The following is a 19,876-nucleotide window of genomic DNA, read 5'->3' on the forward strand; positions in this document are numbered from 1 at the left end:
TGCGGCCCCGAGCCTAGAGGACCTTGGAGAGGAAGCTCTGCGTGCGCGGGTTCCGGGGGTTGCCGAAGACCTCCGACGGGGTTCCCTGCTCCTGGATGACGCCCTCGTCGACGAAGCAGACGCGGTCGGCGACCTCGCGCGCGAAGCCCATCTCGTGCGTGACGATCACCATGGTCATGCCCTGCTCGGCAAGCTCGCGCATGACGTCGAGGACCTCGCCGACCATCTCGGGGTCGAGCGCGGAGGTGGGCTCGTCGAAGAGCATGATGTCGGGGTTCATGGCCAGGGCGCGGGCGATGGCCACGCGCTGCTGCTGGCCGCCGGAGAGCGAGCGCGGCATGGCGTCCGCCTTCTCGGAGAGGCCCACGCGCGCGAGCAGGCGCTCGGCCTCGGCGGAGGCCTCCTCCTTGCTCATGAGCTTGAGCTCGACCGGCGCGTACATGATGTTCTGGCGCACGCTGTAGTGCGGGAAGAGGTTGAACTGCTGGAACACCATGCCCACGTGCTGGCGAATCTTGTCGACGTTGGCCTTGGGGCCCGTGATGGACTGGCCGTCGATGAGAATCTCGCCGGAGGTCGCCTCCTCGAGGCGGTTGATGCAGCGCAGGAACGTGGACTTGCCGGAGCCGGACGGGCCGATCACGCAGACGACCTCGCCGGCGTGGATGTCGATGTCGATGCCGCGCAGGACGTGGTTCTCGCCGAAGTCCTTGGTGAGGCCGGCGACGTGGATCTTGACCTCCGCGCTGTTCTGCTTCTTGCTGGCCATTACTTGCGCATCCTTTTCTCGAGCTGGGACGAGACGACCATGAGCACGCTGGTGATCACCAGGAAGATGACCGCCACCCAGGTGTAGGTGGCGAAGGTGTCCATCGTGCGGCCAACGTACACGCGCGCCTGGTTCATGATCTCCGGCAGGCCGATGGCATACATGATCGTGGAGTCCTTGAGCGTGATGATGCACTGGTTCACGAGGCTCGGCAGGCAGATGCGCACGGCCTGGGGCAGGATGATCTTACGCATGGTGGTGGCGTGGCCCACGCCGAGCGAGCGCGAGGCCTCCATCTGCCCCTTGTCAACGGACTGGACGGCGCCTCGGAAGATCTCGGAGATGTAGGCCCCGGCGTTGAGGATCAGCGTGACGATGCTCGCCGTGATCACGTCGATGCGGAAGTCCGGGAAGAAGAGCACCTGAATCAGCTGGGGCACCGCGAAGTAGAGGTAGAACGCCTGGACCAGCATCGGGGTGCCGCGGATGATCCAGATGTAGAACTTTGCCACGCCGCGAAGCACCTTGATGCGCGAGAGGTTCATCAGGCAGGTGAACACGCCGAGGACCATGGCGACGACAAGGGAGACGACGGTCACGTAGACCGTCGTCTGCAGGCCGTTCCAGAGCAGCGGCCACGCCGCCGACAGCGTGTCGATAAGGCTCGCAGGATCCATAACGCTCCTTAACTCAGGGCGCTGCGCGGCACCGTTGCAGCGCCGCGCAGCGCCAAATTACCCTCTTTCCCGGAGCGTCTAGGCCTCGAGATACGCGGCGACGATCTCGTCGTACTCCCCGCTCTCGCGGATGTTGGCGAGGCCGGCGTTGAACATCTCGAGCAGGTCGGCGTTCTGGCCCTTGAGCACGGCGAAGGCGTAGGGGGTGGCGAACTCCTCCTCCTCGGTGGCGATCACGGTGAGCCCGTTGCCCTGCGCCACGCCGTAGGCCATGACGGGGTAGTCCTCGAAGCAGGCGGCGGAGTTGCCGGTGAGGACGTCCTGGTACATCATGTCGGAGTCGGTGAAGTAGGTGATGGTGAGCCCGTACTCCTCGGCGATGGACTCGGCCCAGCTAGCGCTCTGCGTGGCCGTCTTGCAGGCGACGGTCTGGCCGCGAAGGTCCTCGAGGCTCTGGTAGTCCCCGCCGTCGCGCGCGGCCGCGCAGACGTAGGAGTCGTAGTAGGGGTCAGAGAAGTCGTAGCTCTCCTGACGCTCCTCGGTGATGGACATGCCGGCGATGACGCCGTCGGCCTGGTTGGACTCGAGGGCGGCGCAGGCGGCCTCGAAGCCGAGGGAGTTGACGTCATAGGCAAAGCCCTGGTCGGCGGCGACGGCGGCGAGGATGTCCATGTCGATGCCCACGAACTCGCCCGCCTCGTTGGTGAACTCGAACGGCGCGAAGGTGGTGTCGGTGGCGATGATGTAGGTCGTGCCCGAGGTGTCGTCGGAGGCGGCGCTGGCGTCATCGGTGGTGCCGGAGTCAGCGGAGTTGCAGGCCACGAGGCCCAGGACGGAGACGGCGCCACCAGCGATGCCGAGGAACGTGCGACGAGAGACGGAAGCGGACATGGCAACTCCTCCTTTGGAAAATGCTCGCAACGAAAAAGGGCCCCGCGCCTGCGAGGCCGCTCCTGTACTGTAGCTGAGCGTTATTTCGGTTCCTTTAACACTTTGCAGCAAAGTCCCACAGCGAACCGGGCTCCACTCCGGAGCGCGGCCGCTGGGGCCCGCGACGCCCTCCACCACGCAGCGCTCGGTGATGGCCGCGCCCTCGCCTCTCAGGGGTAGGGCAGACGTCAGTGGGCTCCGGGCAACCGAAGCCCAGAGCACGTGAAGAAGCTGTCCAGATCGGGAGGGTCCGCAGCCACGCTAGTCTGACGACCTGACCGGCACCCAGACCTCGCTGTAGGCGGTGCCGTCGGCGCGGACGCGGCAGAACGAGAACATCCTGAACCCGTCGAGCTCGTAGGGGGCCGTCGCGAGCCACGTGCCGTAGATGTCCGCCGTCGCCTGCTGCATGGCCTCGGGGAAGGGGCCGTCGCTCGGGAAGACCGCCCACGTGCCAGCCGCCGCCTCGAGCGTCGCGAGCCCCGCGCCGACCTCGGCCGCGGGACGCGTGGTGAGCACGCCAATCAGGTGCGTGAGCTCGCCCTCCTCGCGCTGGAAGTCGGTGTCGGAGTCCCACGAGACGTTCACCACCTCGCGCGGGTCGAGGTCCATGAGGCGACGCATCTCCGCGCGCTGCGTCTCAGTGATGCCCTCGGCGAGCCGCGCGATCGCCGGGTTCTCGCCCTCGTACTGCAGGGGCACCCGCGCCGACACGCCCGCGAAGCGAAACGTCGGCATGTCCACGATTCGGTACTCCACGGAACCTCCCTTGCCCCACATGCTGGCCTCCCATGGTAGCGCTTGAGGCCGCCGGGTCTTCTCGCCCGCGTCGCCTTTGTCTCCGTTCATCGGAGTATGCAAAGTTTACTTGTCATAGAATGCAAAGCGTACTATGCTTATCTTGCAAAGCGCGCTTGTCATTTTTGCAGCCGTCGACCGAGGAGGCGATGCCGTGCGAACGAGGATCAAGGAGCTGCGTCGGGAGCGGAGGCTCTCCCAGGCCGAGCTTGCCGACGCCGTGGGCACCACGCGCCAGACCATCACCTCCATCGAGGTGGGCAGGTACACGGCCTCACTGCCGCTCGCCCACAAGATCGCCCGCTACTTCGGGCTCACCATCGAGGAGGTCTTTGACTTTTCCGAGATAGACGAGGAGCTGTGATTCACATGAGCAAGCTTGACACCCTGCGCCGCGGCCTCGACCTCTTCCCCGGCGAGAAGGACCCCGCGCCCGGACGCTCCCTCGACGCCATGCGCGCGGACGCACGGCGCCGCCTGGGCCGCGAGAGCGCCTCGGTGGCCGTCATCTGCGCCTCGATCGTCGCCCTGAGCGTCCTCGCGGTGACCGAGAGCCTGCCTGCCCTGCGCGGCAGCACGCTCTCGTCCAGCTTCCTGGGCGGCGTCCTCATGGGCCTCTTCTGCGTCGCGGGCGTCGTCAGCGTCCGCCAGGTCGCGGCGCTCAGGCGCGCGCTCGCAGACGAGCGGGAGCTCCGCCGCTACTATGCGCGCGAGAACGACGAGCTCACGGCCCACATGGAGCGCGAGGTGGCACGAACGTTCGTGCGGGCCATCCCCGCCCTCGCCGTGGTGGCGATCTTCGCTGGGGCGCTCGTGAGCTTCGAGGCGATGGCGGCCGTGGCGGCGACGCTCGTCTTCCTCTCGCTGGCGCTGCTCGCCGTCAAGCTCTCGTACCGGGCGCGCTTCCGCGCGGAGGCCGAGACCGAGTAGCGCGCCCTGCCCGCTGCCGGCCGCTGCCGGCCGCACAATTCCGGAAATGTGCGCCAGCGGACGAGCGTCGGGGGACAAAAGCCCTGTTGGAGGTTCTTCTCGCTTAAGAAAACGCCGTCGTAGCAGGCCGCATTTCGCACAGTTCCGGAATTGTTCGGCCGGCAGCGGGCGACGTCTGGAACCCTTCAACCGAGAAGCACAAGCCGGGTTCGCACGCTCGATGCCGGCAGGAGGCCAAAGGAAGGGCCCGCTCCGTCGCCTCGTCCCGCGCAACGAAGCGTTGCTTGGAGCGGGGCCTCCGTGCGGCGATACTGGTGCCAGCAACCAAGCCGAAGGGAGGCCTCATGGCCATCAAGGACGTGCTGCCCCGCCTGCGCCGCGAGCGCGGGCTCACGCAGGAGGAGCTGGCTCGCAGGCTCTACATCACCCGCCAGGCCGTGAGCCGCTGGGAGCGCGGAGAGACCACGCCGGGGATCGACATGACCAAGCTCATCGCGCGCGAGCTCGACGTCCCCGTGACCGAGCTGCTGGAGATGCCCGAGCACTACTGCCAGAGCTGCGGCATGATGTTCACCGGACCCGACCAGCTCGGGCACGACGCGGACGGCGCCGAGAACCCCGACTTCTGCCGCTGGTGCTACGACGGCGGCTCCTACACCTACGAGACCACGATGGACGAGATGATCGAGGACTGCGCGCCGCGCATGGCCGAGGCGATGGGCTGGACCGTGGACGAGAGCGCGTCGCTTCTGGGCGCGGTGCTGCCCACCCTCGAGCGCTGGCGCGACGCGTAGGGCAACGGGGCGAGAAGGACGTCGGGTCGTCTACGCGCCGGCAAAGTAGGGGCACACGCCCGCAAGGCACGCGCCGTTGCGGCCGGAGACCGCGCAGCGCGGCTCGGAGGCGGCAGGCGCGAGCTCCACGCCGAGCAGGCGCTCGAACCACGGGACCGCACCGCGCACGGCGATGCGGGCGTCGCGCTTGCAGCAGCGCGGGGCACCCGCCTCCGCGATCGCTCGCAGCAGGTCGGAGACCATGAGCTGGCACTCGCTCCAGCCCTCGGGCTTAAGCGGGGCGTTCTCCAGCAGGATCGCGAGCGCCATGCCGCACGACGCCGCCGCGCCGCACACGCCCCAGCGCGCGCACGCCGCGCCAGGAACCGCTCCCGAGCGCGCCCGGAGCTCTGCGAGCTGCGCGGGCAGGTCCCCCTCCCCACGTGCGTTGCGAACGCAGGTAACGAGCGCTGCCCCCACCAGATAGTGATGCACAGGCCCGAAGGCGTCGCACTCCGGCGCCGCCATGAGCTCCTCGAGGAGGTCGGCGGGGCTCAGCGCGTCGCTCTTCTCGCAGGTTCTTGTCGCCCAGGCGTACGCCTCCTGCTGGTCGCTCATTGCGCCCCTCCATATCGATGATTATCAATATATAGGAGAGTGTATACTCTGCATCGACGTTTATCAATCTGTTGGGCAGGGAGAGCGCGAAGGGAGCCACCATGGGCGTCACGTTGGGGGATACCGACAATCGCGATGGGCTCGCCACGGACGCGCTCAAGGCGCTCGCGGACGAGAGGCGCCTCGCCGTCCTGCGCATGCTCTCCCAGGCCAACGAGCTCTGCGCCTGTAGGCTGCTCGAGCGCCTCGACATCAGCCAGCCCACGCTCTCCCACCACATGGCGCTGCTCGTCTCCGCGGGCCTCGTCAGCGCGGAGCGCCACGGCCGCTGGACGCACTACCGCCTCCGCCGCGAGCGCGTGGCGCAGCTCGCCGCCGCGCTCGGCGGGCTCTGCGGCGCAGGGGCGGCAGGGCAGGACGAGACCGAGCCCGCCGCCGCGCGCAAGACCCTCTACCTCGTCGGCGGCCCGATGGGCGTCGGCAAGTCGACCGTGTGCCGCGAGCTCAACCGCATGCTGCCGCGCTCGGTCCTTCTCGACGGGGACTGGTGCTGGCAGGCGGACCCCTTCCAGGTCACGCCCGAGACAAAGGCGCTGGTGCTCGACAACGTCTGCCACGCGCTCGGCAACTTCCTGCGCTGCGGCGCCTACGAGAACGTGGTCTTTGGGTGGGTGATGCACGAGCGGGCGATCGTCGAGGAGATTCTCGCGCGCCTGCCGATCGCCGAGTGCGGGGCGCGGGTGCGCTGGGTCTCGCTCGTGGCGAGCGAGGAGGAGCTGCGCGGACGCATCGAGCGGGACGTGGACGCCGGGCTGCGCGAGGCGGACGCGGTGAAGCGCGCCCTCGCCTACCTGCCGCTCTACCGGGAGCTCGGCTCCGAGCTCGTGGACACCACCGGGCGCTCGCCCCGCGAGGTGGCGGAGCTCGTCACGGGCGTCGCGCACAAGGGCCGCTAGGCGCCCGGCGCCATGCGCTCGTCCGCCCACCACCCCGGCACCAGCTCGCCGAGCCGGACCACGCGTCGCGACTCGTAGTCAAGAAGCACCTCGACCTCCCGCGCCTCGGGGTCGAGCTGCATCATGAGCTCCCGGCACGCGCCGGGCGGCGAGGTAGAGGCGGTCCCACGCGTCGTCGTAGCACGCGAGCGCCCGCGCCTCCAGCGCGCGCACGAAGCGGTCCTTGCCGTCGCAGTAGCCCTCGATGTCGTACGGAAAGCGCCGCGCGAGGGAGCGCTTGAGGGCAGCGTACTCGTCACGCGCGCCCTCGTGAGAGCGCAGGTAGTCGCAGAGCGCCAGGTGACGGGCGACATTCTCCCGGTCGCCCGCGTCAAAGACGTGGACCTGGTGCGTACGCTCGTCGCCGCCCTTGCGAAAGTAGCGCCGCCCCGGGATGCCGAACTCGCCGAGGCACTCGTAGCCCAGCTCGCGCATGCGCGGCTCCGCGGCGTCGACCTCCTCGAGGCTGCGCGCCGCCACGAGCACGTCCACGACCGGCTTGGCGGCAAGGCCCGGCACCGACGTGCTCCCGATGTGCCATATCGCGAGCGCCGCCTCGCCGAGCGCGCCGCAAAGCCGGTCGCGCTCCTCCCGAAAGCGCTGCGGCCAGGACGGGTCGTAGTCAACGACGGTGACGTGCTGGGGCATGGGGGCATCGCTCCTCTCGCGTCGCGCGCGGCTTGGATTGGCGTGTTCCGCAGATGGTAGCGCTTTCGTCGCACGACATCCAAAACGACGCGACCCATTGTGGCTACATATTGTACAATGTAGCTACAATAGGAGGTGCAAGGAGGTGCACCATGAGCGAGCCTGTCGGCGTGCGCGAGGCAAAGAACCGGTTCAGCGAGCTGACCACGGAGGTCAACGCGTCCGGCGTGCCCCTGACCGTGCTGAGGAACAACCGGCCCTGGGTCGTCATCTACCCTGCCGACGAGGCGGCGGCGAGCCGTCGCGAGCGGCTCGAGCGCTTCCGACGGCTCACGCAGGCCATCGAGGCCGATGCGGCGACCGAGCCAGCGTGGGACCCCTCCGTCTCCGACCGGGACCTTCTCAATGCGGAGCGGGCGAGCCGCTTTGACTAGGATCGTCCTCGACACCAATATCGTGCTCGACTATCTGAGCGCCACGAGGCCTCGTCACCTCGATGCCGTCGACCTGCTGGAAAGCCTCCTGTCGTCAGGGGACGTCAGGGCGGTCGTTCCCGCCGGCAGCATCAAAGACGCCTACTACATCCTCTGCCGGCATTACCGCAACGAGAAGATCGTGCGCTCACGGATCGACGACTTCAGGAGGCTCGTCGACGTCGCCGAGCTCACGGTTCCCGTGCTCGACGCGGCGTTCTCCTCCGACGAGCCCGACCTCGAGGACGCCATCGTGCGCTCGACGGCCGAGCTGCTGGGGGCGAAGGCCATCGTCACACGCGACGCCACCGCCTACGCCCGCTCGTCGGTGCCCAGCATGGACGCGCGGACGTACTGCTCGCAGCAACCGTAGACAGCCCCTTCCCGGACGCCCCGCGTCGCCGTCCCGCGCGCTACACTGGGCCCACGTCCACACCACGGAAGGAGGCACCATGCCGCGCACGCCCATCGCAAGGATGTCGCTCGCCAAGGTCTACCCGCTGCTCGTCCAGAAGGCCGAGCGCAAAGGGCGGACGCGCGAGGAGGTCGACGAGGTGACCTGCTGGCTCACCGGCTACGACGTCGCCGGCCTGGAGCGCCAGATCGCCGCGGGAGTGGACTACGAGACGTTCTTCTCGGAGGCGCCCGCGCTCAACCCCAACAGGACGCTCATCACCGGCAAGGTCTGCGGCGTAGACGTTGCCGCCATCTCCGACCCCGTGGAGCAGAACGCCCGCTACCTCGACAAGCTCGTCGACGAGCTCGCCCGCGGGCGCGCCATGGAGAAGATCCTGCGCTCGTAGCCGACGCATGCGTTTCCGCAGGTAGATGCCCACTCGACTAACGGTCGATTGACGTGTGGGAGGCCGCGGCGCAGCATCGTGGTCACGTTCCGACCCAGGAGGGAGACCACATGGCAGACGACCCAAAGCCGAGCGAGCCGAAGGTCCCGCAGCTCGACGCCGCCACCCTCGGCTCCTTTGTCGCCCGCGTCCGCGCCGAGCGCGGGCTCACGCAGCGACAGCTCGCCGAGCGCCTCTACGTCAGCGACAAGACCGTGAGCAAGTGGGAGCGTGGGCTCAGCCTGCCGAGCGTCCCTTTGCTCATGCCGCTCGCCGACGCGCTCGGCCTCTCCATCTCCGAGCTCATGGCCTGCGAGGAAGCGCCGCACGAGGAGCGCCTGGGGCGCGCGGAGGCCGACCGGCTCATCGCCGCCTCGCTCGACCTCTCGGGCGCGACGCTCACCGGGCGGCAGCGGGCGCTGCGGTGCGCCGCCTTTGCGGCGACGGTCACCGTCTGGGGCCTGCTCACCGCGCGCGTGGTCTTCTCGCGTGAGCTGGACCAGCTCCTCTCGGGCCTCGCCGACCCGGCCGTCGCCGGAGGCCTCCTCATGCTCGTGGCGCTGGCGTGGTTCTCGTTCTTCTGCCACGAGACCCTGCCCGGATACTACGACGAGAACCGCATCTCCTTCGTGACGCAGGGCCCCTTCCGCATGAACCTCGGCTGCCTCATGCGCGTCCACAACGGCAACTGGCCCGCCATCTGCCGCGCGGCCCGCTGGTCGGCCGCAGCGGCGGCGGTCCTGCTGCCGGCGCTCGAGCTTGCGCTGGGAGACGTCCTGCCCAACACCACGGTCGGGCTTCTCGGCTGCGCGGTCTTCTTCGTGCCGATCCTCGTGGCGGGCAAGCTGAACGAGTAGCGAGGGGGGCGCGTCCTGCCATAGCCCGAGCCAGGCGCACGGTATTGCGCCCCAAAGCGTGCGTTTGACTCGTACTTTAGAGGCGGCGCGCCAATAGTCCGAGCCAAGCGCACGCTTTGGCGAGAAGAACCGTGCGTCTGGCTCGGACTACCGTCCGGCGTCCAGGTCCTTCTCCATGAGGAAGTTCGTGAGTCGCACGCCTGCGCGCACGACGACGTTCTCGTGCAGCACGACGTAGCCCCGGCGCTCGAAGAACGGACGAGCCGTGATGGACGCGAGGGTGCGGATGGCCCGCGCGCCCCGCTCGCGCGCCTCGCGCTCGAGCGCCCCCGCGATGAGGCGTGCCGCGCCCCGACCCCGGTAATCCTTGTGCACGTAGAGCATGTCGAGAAGGTCCGCGCCCTCGAGGCTGCCAAAGCCCACGAGGGCGCTGCCGTCCCAGGCGCCGAGCGCGCCCTGTTCGAGCAGCCGGGCGGCCATGCGGCGCACCGGCTCGGCCCCGCCAGGTGCCCATGCCTCGAGCTGCTCGGGCGCGTAGTCTCGCGCGTTCACCGCGTGCACCGTCTCGTGGAAGAGCTCCGCCGCCGCGGGCGCGTCGCAGGAGGAGAGCGGCGCCAGCCGAAGCGCGGGGCGGGCGGTCCTCTCGCACATGAAGCCCCTCCTGCCGGCTACGCCAGGTAGGACTCGAGCGCGGCGATCAGAAACTCCGTCGCGCCCTCGCCCGCCGCCGTGTCGTAGCACGCGCGGAAGCGCTCGTCCGCGAGGTACATCTGCGCGAGGCCCTGGTGCGCCTCGCGCGAGTAGCGGCCCTCGCCCCAATGCAGGGCGATCCAGCGCGCGTGCATGCGCGCAAGCTCGCGGGCCGGTTCGCCCGCCGGGTCACCCGTCGCCATCGCGACGCGCAGCTGCTCCCGGATGGCCCGCTCGAGCTGGCCCTTCTCGTCCCACTCGTCGCGGGAGAGCGAGGCCAGCCGCTCGTTTGCGGCGTCCACCGCATCGTCCCCGTGGCGCGCTCGCGCCTCGCGGCCATACGCGCGCTCGTTCTCCTCGATCGCGTGACGCTTGAGCGCCTCGAAGGCGTCGTGCTCGCTCATGTTCCCTATCCTTTCCACCGCAGCCAGGGCTGCCTCAGTGTGAGCTATCGCTCCCTCCAGTTCTGCCTTCCGCGCGCGCAGGACCAGGAGATGCTCCAAGAGCGTGTCGCGCAGCTCAGAACCCGAGTCGCCAAGCAGGTGGCGAATCGTTGCCAGGGGCAGGTCGCACGAACGCATGGCGAGAATCGCAGCGAGCCGCCGGGCATCGCGCGACGTATAGACGCGATACCCCGACCGTGTGCGCGCCGGAGCAAGAAGTCCCAGCTCCTCATAGTGTCGCAGCGTCCGTGCGCTCACGCCCGAGAGATTGGCCAGTTCCCCCACCGTGTATCGGACGTTGCGCACCATGCCTTCGCTCATGCTCTCGTTGCACCTCCTAGGGACATTGTGAAGCCTGACGCAACGGAAAGGTCAAGCGAGAAGTGCAAAGGGGAATTATAGGGATACATGCGAAACCGTATATCTCTGTTTGCAATTGGGTATACTTTATTCGAAGTTATTTGATTGCAAGGAGTCACCATGTCGGTATCAACTGTACCTCTTGGCAATCGCGTTGACGCCAACCTCAAGCGCGCCTTCGACGCAACCGCGGAGGAGCTCGGGCTCTCGCCCACCTCAGCGCTCACCGTCTTCATGAAGCGCTTTGTCGAGGAGGGCGGCTTCCCCTTCGCCGTTCGTAAGCGCATGCCCACCGAGGCGGAGTACGCCGCCGAGATGGACGCTCGCTATCGCGCGATGCGCAACGGCAGCGAGCAGACGCACGACCTCGTGGAGGCATAGATGCCCTACCTCTGGGATGACCAGGCGTGGGCCGACTACCAGTACTGGCTGACACAGGACAAGAAGACCCTGCGACGCATCAACGCGCTGCTCAAGGACATCGCAAGAACCGGTGGAACGGAGCGCGGCATCGGGAAGAGCGAGCTGCTCAGGCACTCAGCAGAGGGCCTGAGCAGCGTCCGTATAGACGCAAAGAATCGGCTAACCTACAAGGTCGAGGACGGAGTCGTGCGCGTGGTCTCGTGCCGCGGGCACTACGAGGACCGCTAGGCCGGCGCGTCACGCGTCCTTGCGCGCCACCGCGACGCAGGCCGTGACGCCCACGCGGTGCCAGCTCACCCGGCTGAACCACGTTCCCAGAATGTCACGCATCTCAGACTCGGAGTAGATGCGCACGTCACCCTCGCGCGAGCGCGGCATCCACGCGTTCATGAGCGCCCGGGCCGGAGCGGGCTGCCAGACGTCGCCCAGCACGAGCGCGCCTCCCGCCACGAGCACCCGCCACGCTTGGAACGCAGCCCTTTCCGGATCCGGGTAGTGGTGGAACGAGTCGTTGCAGACCACCACGTCAAAGGCGCCGTCATGGAAGGGCAGGCGCTCCGCGTCGCCGAGAAGGACCTCGGCTCGTCCCGCCAGCCGCGCGCGGGCCACCTCGACCATGCGCGGCGAGAGGTCCACTCCCGTGAGCCCGCACCCCAGGATAGCGTCGAGCAGGCGCTCCGCGAGCGCGCCCGTCCCGCAGCCGAGGTCGAGCACGCGCGGGGCCGGCATGCCCGCCACAGCGCGCACCGCCTCGCCAACAACGTGCTGGTAGAGGCGTCGGGCATGGTCGCCCTCCATGCCCTCGTCGTAGGTTGCGGCCTGCGCGTCGAACGCGGCGCGCGTACGGACGCGCAGAAGCTCGGCGTTCTTCTCGTCCATTCCCGTCTCCTTTTGTTGAGCAATGTTCAATACAACGTCTCGAAAAGAGCCCCGGACCAAGCCGGGGCGGTTTTCCTATCTCGAGGCCGCGGCGAGCGCGTCCCCCGCACGAAACTCGGCGAGAAGCGCGCGCAGGTAGCGGCGCGCCGCGGCAATCGCGGCCTCGTCCGGCATGCCCGGGCCGCTCGCAAGCCCCACGCACCCGTAGACCATGATGGCCGCGAGCTGGTTCGCATCCGCTGCGGGCGCCCCCCGCTCCGCCGCATCGAGCTCGAGCGCGGCTCGCAGGTGCGGCCGCACCGCCTCGCACATGGCGAGCGAGAGACGATCGTGCAGCGCGCCCGCGCCCTCGGCGTGAAAGAACTCGGCATAGGGATAGCCGTCGTGGGCAGCCCCCGCCTCGAGCGCGCGCTCGAGCCTCTCGTCGAGCGAGGGCCCCCGCTCGTCAAGGACCTCGCACACATGCTCCGCACAGCGGCGCGCGTAGTCCTCGATCGCGGCGGAGAAGAGCGCCTGCTTGGAGTCGAAGTAGTGGTACGCGAGGCCGGGCGCGACACCCGCGGCCCGCGCCACCGCGCGCACGGACACGTTGTCGTAGCCCTGCTCGGCGAAGAGCCGCATCGCGCACGCCAGCAGCTCGCGCCTGCGCTCCTCGGGCTCCTTCACGGTCCTTGTCATGCGCGCCACCTCCCAGCTTCGGAGGCTAACACGCTATTGAACATTAGTCAATAGCGTGGCGATACCGCCTAGCCCGAGCCTTGCGAACAGTTCCGACCAAGAAAGCGTGCGTCTGGCTCGGGCTTGGCGTTCTTCTCGGCTTTGTCCGAGCCTAACGCACGCTCTCTTGCCCCAGAGCGTGCGTCTGGCTCGGAATACGCTCCCGCAACGCCCTTGTCCCTTTCTCTAAACCTATCGTATACTAGGTTTTAGCGACAACGGGACACCACGGAAGGCAGTATGGGACGACCGGCCGGGCCAACGCGCGACACCAAGCGCCTCATCTGCGAGCGCGCCCTCGAGGTGTTTGCCGAGAAGGGCTACGCCGCGGCAACGATGCGCGACGTCGCGGCCGCGGTGGGCATGCGCGACGCCTCCCTCTACAGCCACTACCCCAGCAAGCAGGCCATCTTCGACGCGGCGGTGGAACACCAGCTCGATCGCCTCACGCAGGCGCTGCGCTCCCGGCGCGCCCTCGCCCACCCCACCGACGACGCGAGCGCCTACCTCGCGGACGGTCCCGCGCTCACCGAGGTGGTTCTCGCCAGCTACGAGCCCCTCTTCGCAGACGCCGGCATCGTGCGCCTGCGCCACGTGCTCGAGGGTGCGCGCCATGCGGACCCGCGCTGCGACGAGCTCTACCGCACCGTCTTCGTCGAGCGCCCGCTCGAGCTGCAGCGCGCGATCTTCTCGCGCCTCGTCGACGCCGGCCTCTTCTCCCCCTGCGACGTCGACCTCGCGGCCCGGCAGTTCCACGGCCCCGTGTTCCTCGCGCTCTGCGAGGACGCGCCCTGGCCGGAGGCGCGCCGCCTCGTCGAGCGCCACCTCGTGGCGTTTCTCGCCCAGCATCGAGCGAAGGAGTGAGCATGAGCACCGCCGTCGTCTACTGCTCGCAGACCGGGTTCACCGAGAGGTACGCCCGCTGGCTCGCCGACTCCGTCGGCTGCGAGCCCATCCCGTTTGCCGAGCGCGGGTCCGCCGCCGTCGAGGCCGCCGACACCGTGGTGCTTCTGGGCTGGTTCCACGCGGGGGGCCTCAAGGGGGCGCGCTGGCTGCGCTCCCTCATGGACGCCCGGCCCGAGCGCCGCTACGTCGTGGTCGGCGTGGGGGCCTACCCCATGCCGAGCGACGAGTGGCCCAGGAGCGAGACCGACGCCGCCTTCGAGCACGCCTTCCCGCACGAGCGTTACCCCCACCTCGCGCGCTTCTACTGCCAGGGCGGCTTTGACTTCGACCGCCTGTGCGCCGTTGACAAGCTGGCCATGCGCGCCTTCTTCCGCATGCAGGCCAAGGCGGCAAAGACCGACCCGCGCGCCGCCTTCGCGCTCGACGCCATGCGAGAGGGCTTCGACGGGACGCGGCGCGAGTACCTCGAGCCGGTGCTCGACCACCTGCGGGGCTGAGACGTTACTCCCCCGCTCCCCCGCGCGCACGCAGCTCGCTCGGGAGGCCGTCCGTGTCGAAGGGGCGCGGGGCCGGCGCGTCCTTCTCGCCCCTAAAGAGCACCTCAACCCGCTCCGGCGAGAAGAACCTCCTCGCGCGGCCCGCGATCGTCGCGCGCGCCGTGCCCGAGAGCGGGCGGAACTCCGTGACCGTCACGCGGCGCCCCTCGCGCCTCCAGCGCGCACGCGCGCGGCCCCGGTAGAGGACCGTCGCGAAGACGATGCCCGCCCGGTTGGTGACGCGCGGCAGGTCCCGCTCGTCGATGAGGCGGGAGCGGTCGCGATAGCCCAGCACGAGCTGGTCGAAGGGCGCGAGAAGGACGCAGCCGGGCACGCGCGCCTCCGACGGCGAGGGCAGCTCGCCGAGGTAGGCCAGCTCGACTCCCCCGCAGGTCAGCTTGCGCAGCGGCAGCGCCGATCGCCGGGCCAGCTCGGCCACCTCCGAGACGCGGTACCCCAGGAATGAGGCACAGTCCTGCAGCGTGGCGGGACCGTAGCGCTCGAAGTAGCGGCCGACGAGCTCGGCGCGCGCCTCATCGCGCGGCCGCCAGTCGACGGGCTCGGGAGGAACGGAGAAGCGCCTGTCCGTCCCCGGCTCGTAGACGAGCTCCCCGCGGTCGCACATCTCCTTGAGCAGCCCGCCCCAGCCGTTGAACACGCGCGCGAGCAGCCACTCCGACATTCCCGCCGCGCGGCACGCCTCCTTGAGCTCCTCGCGCCCGCGCGGGCCGGACGACACCTCGGCACGGATGACGTCTGCCCAGCGCGCCGCCTCGTCGGCCGGGATGCCCCAGCCGCCCCAGAGGTCGGCGAGCGGGCCGCGGTTGTCGCGGGCGGAGAGGTGCAGGCCCAGCTCGCGTGCCGGAACCACGTGAATGGTCCCCCGGTGCGACCAGATCTTGACCAGGCCGCGCCCCCAGCCCTCCGGCGTGAAGTCGGCCGCGCGGGCGCGCAGGGCGTCGCGCGGGCCGGTGGGGAACTGCGCCTGGAGTCCCAGCAGGTCGGAGGCCACCTGCGCGCACGACGCGTCGCGGCGCAGCAGGTGCTGGCGCTCCAGCGTGACGCCCAGGAGCTCGGCGCGGGTGAGCGCCGGGCCGGTGGGCGCGGTCACGGGGCCACCCCGTCGTCGCGGTCGGGACGGCGCATGAAGAGCAGCGGGTAGGGACGGCCATCGTCGTCGACGGGGGTGCGACGGTACGCGGAGAAGCCCAGGTGCTCGTAGAAGCCGACGGCCTGCGCGTTCTGCTCGTTGACGGAGACCTCCCGCGCGCCGAGCAGGCAGACGGCGCGCTCCATGAGGAGGCGCCCCACGCCGCGCCCGCGCGAGGCGGGGTCCACGAAGAGCATCTCGACGAACGCGTCGCCCATGCCGAGAAACCCCACCGGCACGCCCGCGCGGCTCGCCACGAGCAGGCGGGGAACCCCGTCGACGGCCCCCGGGACGACGGGCGCCATCCGCTCGACCTCGCCCGGCAGCAGAAAGCCGTGCGTTGCGCGCACGGAGCGCTCCCACACGCCCACGAGCGAGCGCACGAGCGCGGCGGGACGCTCGGAGACCTCGTCGACGACCAGGCCCTCGCGCTCCAGGGCGAGAAGCGCCCGCTTGCGCCAGACCCCGCCGGCGTATCCCGTGAGGCTCCCGTCAGAGCCGAGCACGCGATGGCACCCCACGATCACCGAGACGGGGTTGCGGCCCACCGCCGACCCCACGGCGCGCGCCGAGGTGGGGCGACCGAGGCTCGCGCCGACGCGCGACGCGAGCTCGCCGTAGGTGACGGTGCGTCCGTACGGCACCTCGCGCAGGGCGGCCCAGACGCAGCGCTGGAAGGGCGTCCCCGCGAGCAGGAGCTCCGGCGGCCCCACGTCCTTCTCGCCTGCGAAGTACGCGCGGAGCCAGGTGCGCGCGACGTCGAAGACGGGCAGGTCGTCGAGGGGACTCGCGTCCGGCGAGAGCCCCGCGGCGGCGTGGCGCTGGCCCGCGAACCACAGGCCGGTGAGCGCGCGACCGTCGCTCGCGAGCAGCACCTCGCCCAGCGGGGTATCGTATGCGGTCGTGTGGCGCATGGGCATCCCTCCCTCGTTGCCGCCCATGGTAGCGCTTGCGGGCCCCGCGGCGCGCGCACCTGGCTCCGCGCGTACTTCGCAGGCGAGAAGGACGTGGGGCCGCCGGAGCTCCTGCTCGCGGGGTCGACGGCGGTCCAGCGCCAGCGTCACCCCCACGAGCGCCATCGCCACGAGCGAGAGCGCCGCGCCCACGAGGCCCACGAGCGGCATCCCCGGCCCCGAGACCACCGCGCCGCCCACCGCCGTCCCAAACGCAATCCCGCAGTTGAACGACATCGGCTCGAGCGAGCTCGCCAGTGTGAGCGCCTTGGGGTGGCGCCGACGCGCCACGCGCATGAACAGGCTGATGCACGGCACCGAGACCACGTACATCGTGACGCCGAGGAGCAGCACCGCCACAAGGGCGGCGGGCATGGACGGCCCCGCCAGGTAGAGCGCGAGCAGCAGGGTCGCCTGCGCCGGGAAGCTCGCCAGGAGCGCGCGCATGCCAAACCGGGCGTCCGCCCAGCCGGAGAGCAGGTTCGAGAGGAAGCACGCCGCGCCGTATCCCATGAGCGCGGCGCTCGCCCCGAGTGGGCTCATGCCCAGCACGTCCTCGAGGTAGGGGGTGATGTAGCCGTAGAACACGTAGACCGAGCCCACGCCAAAGACAAAGATCGCCATGCCCGTGAGCACCTGCGGCTCGCCGAGAAGCGCCGCCTGCTCGCGCATGGTGGCGGGCTCGTCGGTGGCCCCGGAGCGCGGCAGCACCAGCAGCAGCGCGGCGCTCACCAGCACCGCGAGCGCCAGGGCGACGAGCATGGCGGCGTGCCACCCCAGGGCGTCCGCCACGATCTTTCCCGCAGAGGTCGCCACGACCATGGCCACGGAGAACGCCGCGTAGACCACCGAGATCGTCATGGAGGTGCGCTCGACCCCCACGAGCTCGGGGATGAAGGTCACGCCCACCGCGAGCAGCGCGCCCGAGACCATCCCCAGAAGGACGCGCGAGCCGAGAAGGACCTCGAAGCTCGGCGCGAACCCCATGGCGGCGTTTGCGAGCACGAAGACGACCGAGTAGGCGGCGAGCAGCTGAAAGCGCCTGAGGCGCCCCGTCGCTATCGCGAGCACGGGCGTGCAGACGGCATAGGCGACCGAGAACAGGCTGATGAGCTCGCCCACCCGGGCAAGGCTCACGCCGAAGGCCTCGGCGAGCTCGGGCTCGATGCCGATGACCACGAACTCCGAGCACCCGAGCGAAAAGCCGAGGACGACGAGGAGCGCCACGCAGGCGCCCGTGCGGGCGCGAGAGAGGGCGGGCAAGGGGGAGGTGGTCGGCGAGGCGTCGCTCATGGTCACCTTTCTGAGGGGGTGGGACGGCCGACGGGCATTGTGCCACATCTCGCGGCACGCGGGCGCGGGGCTGGGCTGGGCTGGCGCGCACTCGACGCGATTGCGCGCATCCCCGTCGAATGCGCGCTCCCTCCCCCGCCTGGGCGCGCACTCGACGGGCTTCTCGTCCGCGCGGACAGGAGTGACGCCGAGTGCGCGGTGGGCGGAGCGCACTCGACGGGCTTCTCGTCCGCGCGGACAGGAACTGGGCCGAGTGCGCGTTGTGCGGCGCGCACTCGACGGACTTCATGTCCGCGCGGACAGGAACGGCGCCGAATGCGCGGCGGTCGGCGCGCACTCGACGGGCTTCTCGTCCGCGCCTCGGCGCACGGCCCCGCGCCTCGGCGCACGGCCCCGCGCGCCTACTGCGGGAGGTCCGCGCGGCGGCGCAGCTCGCGCATGAGGTTGTCGTTTCCGATCACCGACACCGCCGCGTCACCGTCGGTCGGGGCGTCGATGAAGACGCCGTCCATCGAGGCGGCGCAGTTGTGCATGGTCGCCTGCCCGAAGCCGCCCTCGAGGCGGCGCACGTCGCGCACGTGGTCGTACGGGATGATCGTGCGACTCCACCCGAAGACGATCTCCAGGCGGTCGGGGTAGAGCTCCACGCGATTTCGCACCACCACGGGCCACAGCACGAAGGCGCCCACGACCAGCAACGCCGCCGGCACGAGCGGGGTCATTCCCGGCTGGAGCGCGAGCACCGCGACGGCCGCGCACAGCGCACCCGAGAGCGCCCCGTACCACGGCGCCACCCGTCCGCGAAAGACCAGCTCCGGATTGCCCTTGTAGATGCGCATGCCCCACCGCCCCTCTCAGCTGACCCGAGCATAGCAGAGCAGCGCGACGCGAGCGGGTCGGCGCCTCGGGGGGCAAGGCTATCTCCGCGGACAGGTCGGCACCTCGGGGGGCGAGGCTACCCCTGCGAGCGCACCAGGCGCGCGGCCGCCGCGCGCGGGCTCCAGCCCTTGAGCGTCATGAGGGCGACGAAGGCCCCCAGCACCACGAGGCTCAGCGCGAGCAGCGCCACCGGGAAGAGCCAGAAGCCGAGGCTCTGCCCCACCACGCCGAACAGCGGCGCGAGGGCGAGCGAGCCCACGTACGACGCCGCCATCTGCACGCCAATCACCGACTGCGAGAGCTCTCGGCCGAACAGCCTCGGCGTGAGGTGCAGCATGTTGGGATAGAGCGGGCTGTTGCCAAAGCCCACGAGGAAGAGGCCGACCGAGGCGGCTCCGACGGGCAGCGGCGCAAGCAGCACGAGCACGGCCGCAAAGGTGACGAGCTGCCCCAGCCCCACGAGCTGCTTGCTCGAGAGGCGGTTGGCGAGCACGCCGGAGAGGAAGCGCCCCAGCGTCACGCCCACGTAGTAGACGGTCACCGTGCCGGCCGCCTCCCCCGCCCCCATGCCGCGCGCGTTCACGAGGTAGCTCGTGCCCCAGGTGTTGCAGATTCCCTCGATGGCGACGGACGCCAGGAACACGAGGCAGGCCAGGCGCACGTCACGCCGGCGGACGAGCGCGAGCGGGCTCTCGGTGCGGGGCTCCGCGTCCTTCTCGCCCCGCTCCTCGTCGGCCCTGGCGACCTTCCCCCAGAGCGGCAGGATCGCAATGGTGAGCAGCGCGATCGCCGCCTGGCAGATAGTCGCGCCAAGGTAGCCCTCGCGCCACGTGCCCGCGGAGAGCGCGAAGGACATGATGAACGGGCTGACGGTCACGCCCACGCCATAGGCGCAGTGCAGGAAGTTCATGTGCGTGGCGCGATAGTGCAGCGCAACGTAGTTGTTGAGCGCCGTGTCGATGGCCCCGGCCCCGAGACCCAGCGGGACGGCGAGCAGGCACAGCCACAGCAGACTCGGCGCGAGCGAGAAGCCCAGGAGGGCCGCAGCGGTGAGGACCGTGGAGGCGGCGGTCACCCTGCCGGTCCCGAAGCGGTTGATGACGGCGGCCGAGCTCAGGCTGGAGACGATGGTCCCGCACGAGATGATCATCGTGACGACGCTGCCCAGCGAGACCGGGAGCCCCAGGTCGGCGTACATGGCCGGCCACGCGGCGCCGAAGAGCGAGTCGGGTATGCCAAGGCCCACGAAGGCCACGTAGATGACGACGAGAAGGACGATGGTCATGGTGCTCCTCCGCACCCCGGCGACGTGCGCGACACCAGGGTGGAAACGTTTC

General features: G+C 69.9%; 27 protein-coding genes and 1 pseudogene. 12 read left to right on the forward strand and 16 right to left on the reverse strand.

Going from position 1 to position 19,876, the window contains the following annotated elements:
- Window positions 1-13: 13 nt before the first annotated feature.
- The 4 genes from BQ7106_RS05050 to BQ7106_RS05060 form a co-directional block, all read right to left on the reverse strand.
- Entirely contained in the window at window positions 14-769 is a 756-nt protein-coding gene (locus BQ7106_RS05050) for an amino acid ABC transporter ATP-binding protein (RefSeq protein WP_072372402.1), read from the reverse strand.
- Window positions 769-1,446, reverse strand: a complete 678-nt coding sequence (locus BQ7106_RS10635) for an amino acid ABC transporter permease (protein WP_083526915.1) — start codon at window positions 1,444-1,446, stop codon at window positions 769-771. The genes BQ7106_RS05050 and BQ7106_RS10635 overlap by 1 nt, the downstream gene beginning before the upstream one ends.
- Before the next feature lie 78 nt (window positions 1,447-1,524).
- Window positions 1,525-2,337, reverse strand: coding sequence for a transporter substrate-binding domain-containing protein (locus BQ7106_RS10640; RefSeq protein WP_083526916.1), 813 nt, complete (start codon window positions 2,335-2,337; stop codon window positions 1,525-1,527).
- Between the two features lie 300 nt (window positions 2,338-2,637).
- Complete coding sequence (locus BQ7106_RS05060) at window positions 2,638-3,135, reverse strand: GyrI-like domain-containing protein (RefSeq protein ID WP_159431266.1); 498 nt, start codon at window positions 3,133-3,135, stop codon at window positions 2,638-2,640.
- A gap of 193 nt (window positions 3,136-3,328) precedes the next feature.
- On the opposite strand from BQ7106_RS05060, the gene BQ7106_RS05065 reads away from it, so the two are divergent.
- From BQ7106_RS05065 to BQ7106_RS05075, 3 genes are all read left to right on the forward strand, one after another.
- Entirely contained in the window at window positions 3,329-3,538 is a 210-nt protein-coding gene (locus BQ7106_RS05065) for a helix-turn-helix transcriptional regulator (protein WP_072372408.1), read from the forward strand.
- Between the two features lie 5 nt (window positions 3,539-3,543).
- Entirely contained in the window at window positions 3,544-4,104 is a 561-nt protein-coding gene (locus BQ7106_RS05070) for a hypothetical protein (RefSeq protein ID WP_129583804.1), read from the forward strand.
- A 344-nt stretch (window positions 4,105-4,448) separates the two neighbouring features.
- On the forward strand, window positions 4,449-4,898 hold the full coding sequence (locus BQ7106_RS05075; RefSeq protein ID WP_072372415.1) for a zinc ribbon domain-containing protein: 450 nt from the start codon (window positions 4,449-4,451) through the stop codon (window positions 4,896-4,898).
- Between the two features lie 30 nt (window positions 4,899-4,928).
- On the opposite strand, the gene BQ7106_RS05080 is transcribed toward BQ7106_RS05075, so the two are convergent.
- Window positions 4,929-5,495, reverse strand: coding sequence for a DUF5714 domain-containing protein (locus BQ7106_RS05080; protein WP_072372417.1), 567 nt, complete (start codon window positions 5,493-5,495; stop codon window positions 4,929-4,931).
- 101 nt (window positions 5,496-5,596) lie between these two features.
- On the opposite strand from BQ7106_RS05080, the gene BQ7106_RS10645 reads away from it, so the two are divergent.
- Window positions 5,597-6,451, forward strand: coding sequence for a metalloregulator ArsR/SmtB family transcription factor (locus BQ7106_RS10645; protein ID WP_083526918.1), 855 nt, complete (start codon window positions 5,597-5,599; stop codon window positions 6,449-6,451).
- Here BQ7106_RS10645 and BQ7106_RS11355 read toward each other — a convergent pair.
- Together BQ7106_RS11355 and BQ7106_RS05095 are read right to left on the reverse strand one after the other, a co-directional pair.
- Complete coding sequence (locus BQ7106_RS11355) at window positions 6,448-6,573, reverse strand: hypothetical protein (RefSeq protein WP_275886719.1); 126 nt, start codon at window positions 6,571-6,573, stop codon at window positions 6,448-6,450. The genes BQ7106_RS10645 and BQ7106_RS11355 overlap by 4 nt on opposite strands.
- A complete protein-coding gene (locus BQ7106_RS05095; protein WP_205407676.1) occupies window positions 6,530-7,138 on the reverse strand; it encodes a GrpB family protein in 609 nt (202 codons plus the stop codon). The genes BQ7106_RS11355 and BQ7106_RS05095 overlap by 44 nt, the downstream gene beginning before the upstream one ends.
- 152 nt (window positions 7,139-7,290) lie before the next feature.
- On the opposite strand from BQ7106_RS05095, the gene BQ7106_RS05100 reads away from it, so the two are divergent.
- The 4 genes from BQ7106_RS05100 to BQ7106_RS05115 all read left to right on the forward strand — a co-directional run bounded on the left by BQ7106_RS05100 (window position 7,291) and on the right by BQ7106_RS05115 (window position 9,310).
- On the forward strand, window positions 7,291-7,572 hold the full coding sequence (locus tag BQ7106_RS05100) for a type II toxin-antitoxin system Phd/YefM family antitoxin (protein ID WP_072372419.1): 282 nt from the start codon (window positions 7,291-7,293) through the stop codon (window positions 7,570-7,572).
- A complete protein-coding gene (locus tag BQ7106_RS05105) occupies window positions 7,565-7,984 on the forward strand; it encodes a type II toxin-antitoxin system VapC family toxin (RefSeq protein WP_072372421.1) in 420 nt (139 codons plus the stop codon). Before BQ7106_RS05100 ends, BQ7106_RS05105 begins: the two co-directional genes overlap by 8 nt.
- A gap of 79 nt (window positions 7,985-8,063) precedes the next feature.
- On the forward strand, window positions 8,064-8,414 hold the full coding sequence (locus tag BQ7106_RS05110) for a DUF2200 domain-containing protein (RefSeq protein WP_072372423.1): 351 nt from the start codon (window positions 8,064-8,066) through the stop codon (window positions 8,412-8,414).
- 110 nt (window positions 8,415-8,524) lie between these two features.
- Complete coding sequence (locus tag BQ7106_RS05115) at window positions 8,525-9,310, forward strand: helix-turn-helix domain-containing protein (protein ID WP_072372426.1); 786 nt, start codon at window positions 8,525-8,527, stop codon at window positions 9,308-9,310.
- A gap of 147 nt (window positions 9,311-9,457) precedes the next feature.
- Here the strand turns inward: BQ7106_RS05115 and BQ7106_RS05120 are convergent, their stop codons facing one another.
- The 3 genes and pseudogenes from BQ7106_RS05120 to BQ7106_RS11280 form a co-directional block, all read right to left on the reverse strand.
- Entirely contained in the window at window positions 9,458-9,961 is a 504-nt protein-coding gene (locus BQ7106_RS05120) for a GNAT family N-acetyltransferase (protein ID WP_072372429.1), read from the reverse strand.
- Between the two features lie 17 nt (window positions 9,962-9,978).
- The gene (locus tag BQ7106_RS11275; RefSeq protein ID WP_240307486.1) at window positions 9,979-10,404 is read right to left on the reverse strand and encodes a TipAS antibiotic-recognition domain-containing protein; all 426 of its coding nucleotides are present in this window, start codon (window positions 10,402-10,404) and stop codon (window positions 9,979-9,981) included.
- 144 nt (window positions 10,405-10,548) lie between these two features.
- Window positions 10,549-10,764, reverse strand: a pseudogene (locus BQ7106_RS11280) (MerR family transcriptional regulator); the annotation flags it as partial.
- A 159-nt stretch (window positions 10,765-10,923) separates the two neighbouring features.
- On the opposite strand from BQ7106_RS11280, the gene BQ7106_RS05130 reads away from it, so the two are divergent.
- Together BQ7106_RS05130 and BQ7106_RS05135 are read left to right on the forward strand one after the other, a co-directional pair.
- Window positions 10,924-11,184 carry a type II toxin-antitoxin system RelB/DinJ family antitoxin gene (locus BQ7106_RS05130; protein WP_072372432.1) on the forward strand — a complete coding sequence of 87 codons (261 nt, stop codon included), beginning with the start codon at window positions 10,924-10,926 and terminating at the stop codon, window positions 11,182-11,184.
- On the forward strand, window positions 11,185-11,454 hold the full coding sequence (locus BQ7106_RS05135; protein WP_072372435.1) for a Txe/YoeB family addiction module toxin: 270 nt from the start codon (window positions 11,185-11,187) through the stop codon (window positions 11,452-11,454).
- Window positions 11,455-11,463: 9 nt separating this feature from the next.
- Here the strand turns inward: BQ7106_RS05135 and BQ7106_RS05140 are convergent, their stop codons facing one another.
- A complete protein-coding gene (locus tag BQ7106_RS05140; protein ID WP_072372438.1) occupies window positions 11,464-12,105 on the reverse strand; it encodes a class I SAM-dependent methyltransferase in 642 nt (213 codons plus the stop codon).
- A gap of 75 nt (window positions 12,106-12,180) precedes the next feature.
- Window positions 12,181-12,783 carry a TetR/AcrR family transcriptional regulator gene (locus BQ7106_RS05145; protein ID WP_072372441.1) on the reverse strand — a complete coding sequence of 201 codons (603 nt, stop codon included), beginning with the start codon at window positions 12,781-12,783 and terminating at the stop codon, window positions 12,181-12,183.
- Between the two features lie 279 nt (window positions 12,784-13,062).
- On the opposite strand from BQ7106_RS05145, the gene BQ7106_RS05150 reads away from it, so the two are divergent.
- Entirely contained in the window at window positions 13,063-13,686 is a 624-nt protein-coding gene (locus BQ7106_RS05150; RefSeq protein WP_072372444.1) for a TetR/AcrR family transcriptional regulator, read from the forward strand.
- A 2-nt stretch (window positions 13,687-13,688) separates the two neighbouring features.
- Window positions 13,689-14,225, forward strand: coding sequence for a flavodoxin domain-containing protein (locus BQ7106_RS05155; RefSeq protein ID WP_072372447.1), 537 nt, complete (start codon window positions 13,689-13,691; stop codon window positions 14,223-14,225).
- Window positions 14,226-14,229: 4 nt separating this feature from the next.
- Here BQ7106_RS05155 and BQ7106_RS05160 read toward each other — a convergent pair whose 3' ends face one another.
- The 4 genes from BQ7106_RS05160 to BQ7106_RS05175 all read right to left on the reverse strand — a co-directional run bounded on the left by BQ7106_RS05160 (window position 14,230) and on the right by BQ7106_RS05175 (window position 19,824).
- Window positions 14,230-15,375, reverse strand: a complete 1,146-nt coding sequence (locus BQ7106_RS05160; protein WP_072372450.1) for a winged helix DNA-binding domain-containing protein — start codon at window positions 15,373-15,375, stop codon at window positions 14,230-14,232.
- Complete coding sequence (locus BQ7106_RS11285) at window positions 15,372-17,660, reverse strand: MFS transporter (protein ID WP_072372453.1); 2,289 nt, start codon at window positions 17,658-17,660, stop codon at window positions 15,372-15,374. Before BQ7106_RS11285 ends, BQ7106_RS05160 begins: the two co-directional genes overlap by 4 nt.
- 401 nt (window positions 17,661-18,061) lie before the next feature.
- Window positions 18,062-18,499, reverse strand: coding sequence for a hypothetical protein (locus BQ7106_RS05170; protein ID WP_072372456.1), 438 nt, complete (start codon window positions 18,497-18,499; stop codon window positions 18,062-18,064).
- Between the two features lie 116 nt (window positions 18,500-18,615).
- The gene (locus BQ7106_RS05175) at window positions 18,616-19,824 is read right to left on the reverse strand and encodes an MFS transporter (RefSeq protein ID WP_072372461.1); all 1,209 of its coding nucleotides are present in this window, start codon (window positions 19,822-19,824) and stop codon (window positions 18,616-18,618) included.
- Between the last annotated feature and the right edge of the window lie 52 nt (window positions 19,825-19,876).

Origin of the sequence: Thermophilibacter mediterraneus, from assembly GCF_900119385.1 — a bacterium.
In the GTDB taxonomy this organism is placed as follows: domain Bacteria; phylum Actinomycetota; class Coriobacteriia; order Coriobacteriales; family Atopobiaceae; genus Thermophilibacter; species Thermophilibacter mediterraneus.